Annotated in this window: 14 protein-coding genes and 1 tRNA gene; 10 read left to right on the top strand and 5 right to left on the bottom strand. The window is 32.0% G+C overall.

The genetic code is table 11. From position 1 onward, the window contains the following. Positions 1 to 102 precede the first annotated feature (102 nt). From groES to M0Q24_RS10650, 3 genes are all read left to right on the top strand, one after another. Complete coding sequence (groES, locus tag M0Q24_RS10660) at positions 103 to 363, top strand: co-chaperone GroES (RefSeq protein ID WP_295050503.1); 261 nt, start codon at positions 103 to 105, stop codon at positions 361 to 363. 38 nt (positions 364 to 401) lie between these two features. Further along, the gene (gene groL / locus M0Q24_RS10655) at positions 402 to 2036 is read left to right on the top strand and encodes a chaperonin GroEL (RefSeq protein ID WP_295050501.1); all 1635 of its coding nucleotides are present in this window, start codon (positions 402 to 404) and stop codon (positions 2034 to 2036) included. A 107-nt stretch (positions 2037 to 2143) separates the two neighbouring features. Next, the gene (locus M0Q24_RS10650) at positions 2144 to 2875 is read left to right on the top strand and encodes an energy transducer TonB (protein WP_295050500.1); all 732 of its coding nucleotides are present in this window, start codon (positions 2144 to 2146) and stop codon (positions 2873 to 2875) included. A 2-nt stretch (positions 2876 to 2877) separates the two neighbouring features. Here the strand turns inward: M0Q24_RS10650 and rd are convergent, their stop codons facing one another. Both rd and M0Q24_RS10640 read right to left on the bottom strand, forming a co-directional pair. Next, complete coding sequence (gene rd / locus M0Q24_RS10645) at positions 2878 to 3039, bottom strand: rubredoxin (protein WP_295050498.1); 162 nt, start codon at positions 3037 to 3039, stop codon at positions 2878 to 2880. A 285-nt stretch (positions 3040 to 3324) separates the two neighbouring features. After that, positions 3325 to 3690: a hypothetical protein gene (locus tag M0Q24_RS10640; RefSeq protein WP_295050496.1), complete on the bottom strand. Its 366-nt coding sequence runs from the start codon at positions 3688 to 3690 to the stop codon at positions 3325 to 3327. A 684-nt stretch (positions 3691 to 4374) separates the two neighbouring features. On the opposite strand from M0Q24_RS10640, the gene M0Q24_RS10635 reads away from it, so the two are divergent. The 4 genes from M0Q24_RS10635 to M0Q24_RS10620 are packed head-to-tail and all read left to right on the top strand — an operon-like array spanning position 4375 to position 7261. Beyond that, positions 4375 to 4590, top strand: a complete 216-nt coding sequence (locus M0Q24_RS10635) for a hypothetical protein (RefSeq protein ID WP_295050495.1) — start codon at positions 4375 to 4377, stop codon at positions 4588 to 4590. 2 nt (positions 4591 to 4592) lie between these two features. Next, positions 4593 to 4991, top strand: a complete 399-nt coding sequence (locus tag M0Q24_RS10630; protein ID WP_295050493.1) for a hypothetical protein — start codon at positions 4593 to 4595, stop codon at positions 4989 to 4991. Next, entirely contained in the window at positions 4979 to 5845 is an 867-nt protein-coding gene (locus tag M0Q24_RS10625) for a hypothetical protein (RefSeq protein ID WP_295050491.1), read from the top strand. The genes M0Q24_RS10630 and M0Q24_RS10625 overlap by 13 nt, the downstream gene beginning before the upstream one ends. Before the next feature lie 54 nt (positions 5846 to 5899). Next, a complete protein-coding gene (locus M0Q24_RS10620; protein WP_295050489.1) occupies positions 5900 to 7261 on the top strand; it encodes a hypothetical protein in 1362 nt (453 codons plus the stop codon). Positions 7262 to 7362: 101 nt separating this feature from the next. Here the strand turns inward: M0Q24_RS10620 and M0Q24_RS10615 are convergent, their stop codons facing one another. After that, positions 7363 to 7611, bottom strand: a complete 249-nt coding sequence (locus M0Q24_RS10615) for a helix-turn-helix transcriptional regulator (RefSeq protein WP_295050488.1) — start codon at positions 7609 to 7611, stop codon at positions 7363 to 7365. A 136-nt stretch (positions 7612 to 7747) separates the two neighbouring features. Between M0Q24_RS10615 and M0Q24_RS10610 the strand changes: the two genes are divergently transcribed. The 3 genes from M0Q24_RS10610 to M0Q24_RS10600 are packed head-to-tail and all read left to right on the top strand — an operon-like array spanning position 7748 to position 9271. Continuing rightward, a complete protein-coding gene (locus tag M0Q24_RS10610; RefSeq protein WP_295050486.1) occupies positions 7748 to 8014 on the top strand; it encodes a hypothetical protein in 267 nt (88 codons plus the stop codon). After that, positions 8015 to 8614 (top strand): complement resistance protein TraT, encoded by a 600-nt coding sequence (gene traT / locus M0Q24_RS10605; protein WP_295050484.1) that lies wholly within the window; start codon positions 8015 to 8017, stop codon positions 8612 to 8614. A gap of 15 nt (positions 8615 to 8629) precedes the next feature. Next, positions 8630 to 9271, top strand: coding sequence for a hypothetical protein (locus M0Q24_RS10600; RefSeq protein ID WP_295050482.1), 642 nt, complete (start codon positions 8630 to 8632; stop codon positions 9269 to 9271). A gap of 76 nt (positions 9272 to 9347) precedes the next feature. On the opposite strand, the gene M0Q24_RS10595 is transcribed toward M0Q24_RS10600, so the two are convergent. Both M0Q24_RS10595 and M0Q24_RS10590 read right to left on the bottom strand, forming a co-directional pair. Further along, complete coding sequence (locus M0Q24_RS10595) at positions 9348 to 10760, bottom strand: site-specific integrase (protein ID WP_295050480.1); 1413 nt, start codon at positions 10758 to 10760, stop codon at positions 9348 to 9350. A 278-nt stretch (positions 10761 to 11038) separates the two neighbouring features. Further along, a tRNA-Glu gene (locus M0Q24_RS10590) sits at positions 11039 to 11113 on the bottom strand. Between the last annotated feature and the right edge of the window lie 215 nt (positions 11114 to 11328).

Genomic DNA, 11328 nt, shown 5'->3' with positions numbered 1-11328 from the left:
TTTTGTAAATAAAGTTTAGTCTAAGGTACTAAACTCATTGACTTTGTTACCTTATTTTTGTAATATAACCATCTCAAATCATAAACTATACAAGGAGAATTAATGAATTTTCAACCACTAGGCAAAAGAGTCTTAGTTAAAAGACAAGAAGAGTCAAATACAACTGCATCTGGTATCATCATCCCAGACAATGCAACTGAGAAACCATCACAAGGCACGGTTGTGGCTGTTAGCAAAGAAGTCAGCGAGATTAATGAAGGTAATGTAGTTGTATTTGGAAAGTACTCAGGAAATGAGATTACACTAGATGCGCAGAAGTATATAGTGATAGATACAGATGATATTTTTGGAATCATCGGATAAAATTTAGTATATAAATTAAATAAAAAGGAATAACAAACATGGCAAAAGAGATAATTTTTTCAGATAATGCAAGAAATGCACTAGCTCGTGGAGTTGAGAAACTAACAGATGCGGTAAAAGTTACAATGGGACCTCGTGGTCGTAATGTACTCATTCAAAAAAGCTACGGTGCTCCTATCATAACAAAAGATGGTGTATCTGTTGCTCGTGAAATAGAACTAAAAGACAAACTAGAAAACATGGGTGCTCAACTTGTAAAAGAAGTAGCATCAAACACTGCTGATGAAGCAGGTGATGGAACTACTACAGCTACAGTTTTAGCAAATGCTATTTTTAGTGAAGGATTAAGAAACATTACAGCAGGAGCAAATCCTGTTGAAGTAAAACGCGGAATGGACAAAGCTTGTGAGGCGATTTTAGCAAACCTAAAAGCCGCAAGTAAAGCTGTAAGTGGTAAAAAAGACATAGCTCAGATTGCTACTATCTCTGCAAACTCTGACTCTTCTATCGGCGATATGATTGCCGAAGCTATGGAGAGAGTTGGTCAAGATGGTGTTATCACTGTTGAAGAGGCTAAGGGGATCTCTGATGAGTTAGAAGTTGTTGAGGGTATGCAGTTTGACCGCGGATACTTAAGTCCTTACTTTATCACAAACACTGAAAAAATGACTGCTGAGATTGAAAATCCTTGGATCTTACTTGTTGATAGCAAGATCTCTTCATTAAAAGATCTGCTACCAGTTCTAGAGCAAGTTCAAAAGACTTCTCGTCCACTTCTTATCATCGCTGAAGATGTAGAGGGTGAAGCATTATCAACTTTAGTTGTTAACAAACTTCGTGGTGTTTTAAACATCTCTGCTGTTAAAGCTCCTGGTTTTGGCGATAGAAGAAAAGCGATGCTTCAAGATATAGCAACACTAACTGCTGGAACTGTTATAGCACAAGAGACAGGTCACACTTTAGAGGGTGCTGATATATCTCTTCTTGGACAAGCATCTCGTGTGGTAATTGATAAAGACAACACTGTTATAGTAAATGGTGCAGGAACTAAAGAAGCAGTAAACGCTAGAATCTCTGAGATAAAAACTCAACTTGAAGCAACAAGTAGCGAGTACGACAAAGAAAAACTTCAAGAGAGACTTGCAAAACTTAGTGGAGGTGTAGCAGTTATCAAAGTTGGAGCTGCAACTGAGACTGAGATGAAAGAGAAAAAAGATAGAGTAGATGATGCACTATCAGCTACAAAAGCAGCAGTAGAGGAGGGCATCATCATAGGTGGTGGAGCGGCTCTTGTTCGTGCGGCGGCAAAAGTTAAGTTAGATCTTGAAGGTGATCAACTAATTGGTTGTGAAATTATTCTTCGCGCAGTAAAAGCTCCTATCAAGCAAATCGCTAAAAATGCTGGTTATGATGCTGGTGTAGTAGTAAATGCTGTAGAGATTGCTGAGAATCCTAATGTTGGCTTTAACGCTGCAACTGGTGAGTATGTAGATATGTTTGAAGCGGGCATCATAGACCCACTTAAAGTAGCTCGTGTGGCTCTTATAAACGCAACATCAGTATCTAGTCTACTTCTAACAACAGAAGCGGCAATATATGAAGTAAAAGATGAAAGCGATGCAGACATGGGCGGAATGCCTCCACAAATGGGCGGAATGCCTGGAATGATGTAAATGTGTAAAAACGGCACTTTGTGTCGTTTTTAGCATCCCAACCACAGTCGATTTTATATTTCTGCATTTAACTCTTATCTAACATATAATTTGATATTATCATCGCTATGATTAGACATAGCAGTTCAATATTTTTATCTTTAGCATTTCACACACTAATAGCAGTTTTAGTTGTTTTTACATACAAAAGTGTGATCTCTACAAAAGAAGAAATAGTAGAGAAAAAAGTATGTATAGAGTTGTGTAATGTAGTTGCGCAAAAACCTATAGTCCTTCCAAAACCAAAATCTATTATTGAACCCAAGATAGATCCTAAACCTATTACTAAAAAACCAGAACCAAAGCCTACGCTAAAGAAAGTTGTAAAAAAAGAGATTATTAAAGAAGTTCCTGTTGTGATGCCAGATCCAGAACCTATAGTAGAACACGAAGTGGTAAAAGAAAAAGAAATTATAGAAGAAAAAGTTGAACAGATTAGCAAACAAAGCATCGAGCAAGTACCTAAAGAAACAAAAAAAGAAGAAGTTAAAGATGTTCAGAGCAAAGAAGTAAAACTTCAAAGAGAGTATATGCAGGAGCATCTGGCAAAAATTGTACAGCTGTTAAAAGAAAACCTTTACTATCCAAGAAGAGCTAGAGCGATGCAAGAAGAGGGTGAAGTTATAGTTAAGTTTGTACTTTCTAAGGATGCGAGAGTTCACTCTATTGAAGTTATATCTTCAAAGAGTAAGATACTAAGTCGTTCAGCAATTAAAACTATAGAAGACTTATCTGGAGAGTTTCCAAGGCCAAAAGAAGATCTGACCTTGCATGTTCCCATAGACTACTCATTGAGATAGGTTTATTCTACAGGGTTAAAATACTCTTTAGCTGAGCCGCAGTTTGGGCAAACCCAATCATCTGGCAAATCTTCAAAAGAAGTCCCAGGAGCTATTCCCGCTTTAGGATCTCCTACTTTTGGGTCATAAATATAACCGCAAAACACACATTTATACTTTTTCATATCTTGTTCCTTTTTGAGGACTAGCTTGTCATTATACTAGAATTTTGTAAAAAATAATTTGGTTGAATTATCTTTTAGTTATTAATATTAATTGAACCTTCTGCTTAATCTATAAGCTAGATTCCGTGTCAAGCACGGAATGACGGAATCGCGTCACCCCGAACAAACAAACCATCATCCTGAACAAACAAACTGTCATCCCGAACAAACAAACCATCATCCTGAACAAACAAAACGTCATCCTGAACTTGATTCAGGATCCAACTTAATAATTGTTCAGAGCACTCAATTGTTTTTTTGTCGAGACTTTTGAAATGCTTTAGCATTTTCAATTTGTTGATTTTTTATTTCTTCTATTTCTTGTTCCAATTTAGCTCTGTTTTTAACTAGCTTAGCTCTATCTTCACCTAATGCAGTTTGGGCAATGTTTTCCTCAAGAGTAGCTATTTTGGCTTCTATTGCTGAAATTTTATTTAGTAAACTCTTGTTTTTATCTGCAACTTCTTTAGAAGAAATAACTGAATCCTTCTTCTCTTTAACAACTTTTGTTGTTTTTTTATCTGGTGTCTTCGTTTTGTGTGAACTACAACCTACCGTAAATAATGCTCCAACTAAAAGTGTCGCTGTTAATAGTGTATACTTACTTTTCATATATATTCCTTTTGGATAATTTATAAGCATAATAAGATTATGTTATTTCAAAAGTCTATCGTGTTAAAGTTAATGAAAAGAGATGCATAACTGTTTTTAATATTAGTGAAATGAGTAAAAGACTGGCTAGCTAGATTAGTTGGAAATTGTATTTGATATTAGAATTTGCGATTATAAAAATGTTTAAAATAGGGGAGTTTGAAGAAAAAGTGGTGACCCCAAGGAGAAACTTATCTTCTCAAAGTAAAGCCCTATAAGCCTTTCTTAATTGAGTAGCAGAACTATTTGTGTACCGTTTTGTGTACCGAATTTTGTAAAATTTTACCCCATTTTTATAAATAAATCAAGCTTTTTTTTTAAAATATCTTTTGAAAACGATGTTTATAATAGTAAATAGACAAAATGTCTTAAAACAAAGAAAAATAAAAGGAGATTTATAAATGAAGTTAGTTAGAAATATCATAGAGGAGGTGGCAGCTATACTTCCATAGTTTCAATGAGAGTTTGTGTATTTTAAAAAGTACACTATATAAAAATTTAAATACTCTGTTGGTCGTGATTGAGTGTGTAATTGATATTTGGTAGTTTTAATAAACTACTTGTCTGAATTTTCTGCTGTACACTATATTTTTTTAGTTTTCCATTATGGATAGCTCTCACATTTTGAACAAACAAGGAGTTTAAATGTTAAAAAAAATAGTTTTCAATTCAAATAATGATACATATATTATTGATGTGATAAAAGAAAAACTGACTATTGTAAATAGTAAAAAAATAGTAAGAAAAACAAATATTTCAAATTTATATTACGAAGATAAATATATAGGGTTTCTTGAAAAATCAGGACTAATATATGAATTTGAAGAAACTGAACTTAATTATGTTTTTTTAAAGGCTTAATTATGTCTTTTAAAAGAAATGATGTTCGCAGATTATCAAATATATTTAGTTGTTCAGAAAAAGATGTTCAATCTACACTTTACATGTGTACATCTTACTTAAAAGAAAACAGCATAAACACGTACACTGTTGCAAGATGCATAAGTATTGTCGCTGACAAACTACAAAAAGCTCAAAAAAATAATCTTGGATTAGAGTACCCAGATTTTGACATGAAACACAGTGCAATTCGAAAATATAGAGTAGATATTATAGATTTGTATAATAAAGCTATAGGTACTTCTCAGGGGTGGGGATGGATAGCATTAGAGCTTAAAAGATTGTATAACATAAAGGTTTCAAGGCAAACTATAAGAACTTACATACTTAAATATGAAGAGTGGAAATTATGGCAAATTTGAAGGGCTTGACATTCGAAAAACAAATAAAAAATGCAAAAATCAGGATAGAAGCAAGAGGACAAAGCAGACACAATAAGCAAGACTTACATCTTACACATTCTAATTCTCTTGCATTAAAAAGAGATTATTACTTAAAATCTTTTACTGAGTATGTAACTTCACTAAAACATAATGAAGCTAAGCTAAATAATTATATGAACAACAAGATAATAAGTAAGTTTTTAAAATATAAAACTGCAACATTGAGTCAAAAATCTGCAATAAATTTCACTAGAGGCTTTTCAGCTCTCACTGATGCTTTAAAAAATAGTGGAGTTACTATTATTATAGATAAGTCAGTTTTCGATACACATGTGAATTTCATCAAAAAAAATAATGAAGACAATCAAAAAACAGAAAATAGAGATATCCAAAATATTCAAGAAGTAATCAGAGAGCTTAATCACATACATCCATCTTTTGCAGCACTAGCAACATTACAAAGTAGTTTAGGAATAAGAGTGTCAGAAGCTATAGAGCTTTTACAAAATCCACAAATATACATCAAGCAAGATAATATGATACATGGGTTAGTTGGAAAAGGTAATCATAAATATGAGCCAAAGCCTCTAGCTAATGAACTTATAGAGATACTTAAAAACAGTGAAACAGTAAATTATCAATCTTATCAGAATGCTTTAAAATCAATGAATATTACGAGTCACGATATGAGATATACATATGTGAAAAATAGGATAGAGCAGCTATTGAAATCTAAAAACTACAAGGAAGCACTTTTAATTGTCTCAAAAGAGATAAACCATCATCGTTCTAAAATTACAGAATATTATCTTTCCAGAACTTCCTTTAAATAAAATATAAAAATTTAACATCATTTAAAACATAGTATCTAATTTTTAGGAAATACTATGTTCAAGACAATAAAAACAAGACTCAACTTTGTTTCAGGGTATATTGACAATCAAAAATATAATCAAGAAAAAAAAGATTTTCTCTCCTTGTATACTTATACAAACTTCCCGGACAATCTGACAGCAATAAACATAAATACATCTAATTTTCATAGAAACTGTATTATTTATAGAAATTATGCAGATGAACAAAACGAAAGCTTCATCAATAAAGCATATATACGAAAAAGAGAGACTGGAGAGTTTATATGCAGTCTAAAAACTTTGCACGATGCAAAGCAAATTGAACTAAAAGCAGAAGTTCAAAATATTATGAGTTCAATAGAAGCTCATAATAAAGAGTTTACTTTAAAGTCATATATGCTTACATTAACATTATCCAGTGAGGAACTAAAAAAGTTAGAATCAAAAATGAGTTTCTTGGAACATTCAAAAATGATATATGAACAAGTATCTACACTTAGATATTTTATGAAGTTACTGTACTCTGACAGATTAACAAAATATAGGATGGATAATTTTTTTTGGATGAGAATGTTAGAATTTACTAAAATTGGTAATGCACATCTTCACGAAGCTTTATATATCAAAGAAAAAAATTTACTTGATATGATAAATTTAATAGGTAGAAAGCTTTTAGATTTTCCTTTACTAGGTAGAACACACTTAACAGTAGATAGCAAGTCGTGGGGGAAAATTTCAAATGAATTAAAATATAAGAAAATATCGAAAAACGAATATCTATTACTAAGTTATTCACACGAAAATTTCTTCGATAAGGGCCATGAAAATGCTGGAAAAGGTTTTATAATTAGAGTATTGACTTTAAAAAAAGAGACAAAAGAGCAGTCTAAAAGCTCAGTTAGTCGCTATATAATGAAATATTTACTAAAAACTCGTTCTAACGATGAAACAAAGTTTGGTTTGCAACGAGCGGTATTTAGTTTTCTAAGAATTAACCCTTTTAGTTTTAAAAGAGGAGTGTTGTTCCCCTTAACAAAATTTAGAGCTATTAAAAGTAAGTTAATCAAGGAAAAAGTCATTAGTAAGAGTGATAAACATAGTTTGTATACTCTTGCTAAAATGCAAAGAACAGGTGTTTTAAAAGTAAAAGCGAAATACGAATTTAAGTCTTTTAATGAATTTATTTGGAAGGCTTCAAAATGGGATTTTACCGAGTTTCCAAAAAACCTACTTGGCTTTAATTTTAATAATTTTCAAGGGTATTTACTTCCAGGAAGAGAATACAACTTTGACTATTGGAAAGAGTTTTTTACGATAAAAGTTTTAGAAGTGTTTTATAGAAAAAAGTTATTTAAGATATATTTGGAAGCACAGTATGAAGTATTAACAGAGTAGAGGAACTATCTCTTTTTAATGTTGAAAAACATAAAAAGAGATAGTGTAGCGGGAACAAAAAATTAATATATACTATCCCAAGTTATAGGTAGCAATAGATGTTAATCTTGCTGTTTAAAAAATGTTTCTATTGGTATTTCAAGTATTTGTGAAATTTTATATAACTGAACTAAATTGAAATGCTCATTATTTTTTCTTAGCTCTATTCTTCCGTAGTATGAGGCACTAGAATAACCCATTTCAGTAGCAAGTTTTAACTGACTATAACCATTAGCAATTCTTGCTTTTGTAACATTAGCAGAAACTAAGTCTAAAAAAATTTTAGATTTTAAATCTAATTCATTATTCAATATTCAACACCTTATACAGTGTAGAATTTTATGAGTATCAGAAAATTTAAGCAACCACATATATAGTGTTAGATAGAATTTTAATATGCTTATTTATTTAACAATATTTAAGTAATTTAATTTATGGGGTTTTTGTGTGAGAAAATTATTTTTTATGTTAGCTTTATTTTTACTATTCTCTTCTGGAGCTTATGCAAAAAAAATTGAGCAAACTGTGTGTTTTTCCAAAGCTAGTTGTACAGAAAAATATTCATATGCATCCATTGGAGATGCAGTTAATCTATGTGGTGGAGCCTGTCAAGGAAAATCACTAGTAGAAATGAATAAAGAAGGCTGGAGGTTAATTCAGGTTATTGGTGGATTAAGTGGTTCTTTTGGTATGTTAATGACAAAAGAAAAATAAATGTTTTACAGATTGTTTTTTATTGTAGTTGTAATTGTAAGTTTTACTGGTTGCGGAACATTTTCACTACAGATGGATAGTAAAATGACTCAGAGTGTTTTTTTAAAAAACTTACAACCTAAAAAAACTATATACTTGGTAAAAACTAACACAACAAGTGTTGATGACAATATAGGCTTTTTAGTCAAAGATAAATTAATAGAAAAAAACTATGAATTTATTAATAGCCCAGAAGATGCAACATATATACTAAGAGTAAATACAGTAAATATGAATGCAAACAGACAACAAAATGAGGCTCGTGCAGCAGCTGTTACAGGTGCAAGTACAGGTATAGTTATGTTAGCTGCAAAGGGAGCAAAAGATGGAGTAGGTGGTGCTTTGGTTGGTGCTGTAGTTGGAGGAGTTTTTGCCTATGCAGTAGCTGATGGTCAAGTTCGTATGCAAGTAGATGTTGTGATAACTGAGCAGGGCGATGAGAGCATAGACTATGCAACTAGGATTATCGCAGAGGCTAAGCGGGTTCACTTAACACCAGAAAAAGGTCAACCTTTACTGGAAGAAAAAATATCAAAGCAAATAGCTGGCATATTTTTATAATTTTAAAGGCAAGAAATGAAGAAAAAAATAAGTACAGTAGTTTTAGCTACTCTCTCAGTAGTTTTTTTTATGAGTGGTTGTAGTTCACACCAAATAGGGACACCATCAGAGATAAGCAAGATAGATGGACATCCAGAAGCAAACATAAAAGAGGAGAAGATTTTTTTAGTAGCTACAAGAAACGATAGTAGTAATAGCCTCTCAAGAGCTTCTGACATAGAAGAATCAGCATACTTTACTTTTCAAAATGTTGCAGAAATTGCACTTGAGAGAGGTGAAAAATACTTTGCAGTAAATGCTCCAAAGGCTATGTCTAACTTTGATGGTAGCACGATTACCACAATGGAAGAGTTTGTAGAGAAGTGTGGAGCTAGTGCAGGTGGTGGGTTTGCCTCAGCATTTGATGCATTTGGTTTAAATACCTACTATTGTAATATTTCAGGAGTTAGAATTGTTCATGCTGGTTTTATGGAAGCGGCATTTTACAAAGAGAAGCCTGTAAATGTTTTAGTATGGGATGCAGAAGCTGTTTTAGATTACCTTAAAAAAGAAGATCTTTACAAAACTTATGATAAAAAAGATGTAGAAATAGTTGAGTCTTCAAAACTAGGCGGCGGTGGCTATTGGATTAAAAATCTAAGAGATTTAAAACAATAAAATATAATTCAATGCACTAATAAGGTGTATTGAATTAGACTCCCCTTGATTAAAATAAATTACTCCAAAAAATTATTTACAATCCCACATATTCAAGAGTTTTTATTCCTTCATATAGCTGTTCTATCCCATATCCATTAGAATAAGTTTGTGATGTCTCATCTTTGTCAGGTGCGTGTCCTAAAATTTGGTTCATTAGTGCTTTTGGAAGTCTATGAATGACTGCATTGTTTAATAGTTGACTTGCTACATTATGTCTTAATGAGTGAAATACTTGCGTTGAGTCTTTTGTTACATATTTTCTGAAATATTTCATAAACGACTTGTTGTAGTCTGTGTTATATCTATCTTCAGTAGGGTGTAGTCGCAAGTTCTTCCAGAGTGTAGGTTGTTTATTTTTAACGGAATCATAATAATCTATAAAACCAAGCTCTATGAGTTTTGGATGAAGAGGAACACAACGATAAGCATTTTCATTTTTAAGATGTTTATCTTCATCTTCATTGAGTTCAAAGCAGTAAACAAGTTCGCCAGTACTGATTTTTTCTTGCTTTATATCACTGATTTTTAGTTGACAAATTTCGTTTTGTCTCATTCCTGTGTATGTTGCCAGTAGTGGAATCCAAAATTTTTCTGGTTGAAACTTCAATGTATAGTCTTTTTTCTCTGTATAGAGTTTTGAGCTAAATAACTTAGAGAGATTTTCTTCTGATAAAGCTTTTCTAGCCTCTTGTTTATTTTGTCTTGCTGTTTTACCTTTTATAGTTTGTCTATCTTTTATTATATATGGGATTACAAGGTTTTCAGATATAGCAATATCTTCTGAATTAACAGCGATGTCAAACATTTGTCTAATTAGTGACATTTTCTTTTTCTTTGTATCTGTTGCTAGTTTTTCATCTTCTTTTAGTTCTATTTTTTTGAGATTTTCATAAGTGTAGTCTTTATATTGTTTTTTAGTACGGCTTTTTGGTATGTGATGGTGTAGAGCATCAGAAAAGCTTTTAAAGTCATCTTTTGTGAATGATGATATATCTCTGCTCTCTGCATTTGCTACAACAAACAAGAAGTCATTATATGCTGATTGATAGTCTCGCCAAGTGGTTCTTGCTAGGTCAGGGTACTCTTCTTTTTTATTTATTAAAAACATATCATAAAGATTTTTAAAAGTAATATTTGTCTTTTCTGCTAGAGCAGGGTTGTGTGTAGTAGTCTTGGGATTAGTAAAGTCCTTTTTAACATCTATAATGTGAGCTAGTTTATCTAAAATGTTAAGATTTTTTATGAGGTCTTTTTTATCTTTTAAATTAAGCTCTTTTACTTTGTCTAGAAGTTGATTATCTAGTTTTGTATTTTCTTCTTCGTAAAACTGTTTCATCGAATATGTTATGATGGGCGTTGGCTCAACACCATTACTATAATCATTCATTTTACTAATATAGTCCATGATGATTGCATCTTTTTCATTTTCTCTACTTAAATATATCATAGTAGTCATTTCCTCAAATAGTGAATTTAAAACATCTATGCACATGGTAGCTTGGAAATAGGACTTTTGCGACACTTGTAATCTGATTTCTGACATATTTGAGAAGTATTTTGTAAGTTGTGTTGGAATTCGTCTACGATAATAGAGTTTTTTGTTTCTTTCAAGTAGATAAGTAGCCATAAATGAGTCCTGCTTGTGGACCAAAATGTGTACCAAATAGATATATCTAAATAATCAATTTGTAAAAGTGTTTAAAATAGGGGAGTTTGGAGAAAAAGTGGTGACCCCAAGGAGAATTGAACTCCTGTAACATGGATGAAAACCATGGATCCTAACCGCTAGACGATGGGGCCACTTTTAGTTATAAAGTTTTGTATGCTGTTATCAAAATCGAACTAGTTCGATGAGCTTTACGCTGAGTAAAACCTAGTGTTAACGTAGTAAAACGGGCTTTTGCTCGTTTTGCGTACAAAATAATTTGTTTTGAGTTAGTTGTGCCGAAGTTTTGAGCGAAGTGTACTGAAGTACATGAGCTTAAAGCTGAGGTGCAAATAATCAAAAAATGGTG

Origin of the sequence: Sulfurimonas sp. (assembly GCF_023228785.1) — a bacterium.
In the GTDB taxonomy this organism is placed as follows: Bacteria; Campylobacterota; Campylobacteria; order Campylobacterales; family Sulfurimonadaceae; genus Sulfurimonas.
This window is presented reverse-complemented; position numbering and strand designations above follow the sequence as displayed.

Coding starts and splice junctions, on each gene's coding strand:
- M0Q24_RS10600 (WP_295050482.1), top strand. CDS start 8,630: ATGAAGAAAAAAATAAGTACAGTAGTTTTAGCTACTCTCTCAGTAGTT.
- M0Q24_RS10620 (WP_295050489.1), top strand. CDS start 5,900: ATGTTCAAGACAATAAAAACAAGACTCAACTTTGTTTCAGGGTATATT.
- M0Q24_RS10630 (WP_295050493.1), top strand. CDS start 4,593: ATGTCTTTTAAAAGAAATGATGTTCGCAGATTATCAAATATATTTAGT.
- M0Q24_RS10595 (WP_295050480.1), bottom strand. CDS start 10,760: ATGATATATTTAAGTAGAGAAAATGAAAAAGATGCAATCATCATGGAC.
- M0Q24_RS10650 (WP_295050500.1), top strand. CDS start 2,144: ATGATTAGACATAGCAGTTCAATATTTTTATCTTTAGCATTTCACACA.
- M0Q24_RS10640 (WP_295050496.1), bottom strand. CDS start 3,690: ATGAAAAGTAAGTATACACTATTAACAGCGACACTTTTAGTTGGAGCA.
- groL (WP_295050501.1), top strand. CDS start 402: ATGGCAAAAGAGATAATTTTTTCAGATAATGCAAGAAATGCACTAGCT.
- M0Q24_RS10625 (WP_295050491.1), top strand. CDS start 4,979: ATGGCAAATTTGAAGGGCTTGACATTCGAAAAACAAATAAAAAATGCA.
- groES (WP_295050503.1), top strand. CDS start 103: ATGAATTTTCAACCACTAGGCAAAAGAGTCTTAGTTAAAAGACAAGAA.
- traT (WP_295050484.1), top strand. CDS start 8,015: ATGTTTTACAGATTGTTTTTTATTGTAGTTGTAATTGTAAGTTTTACT.
- rd (WP_295050498.1), bottom strand. CDS start 3,039: ATGAAAAAGTATAAATGTGTGTTTTGCGGTTATATTTATGACCCAAAA.
- M0Q24_RS10635 (WP_295050495.1), top strand. CDS start 4,375: ATGTTAAAAAAAATAGTTTTCAATTCAAATAATGATACATATATTATT.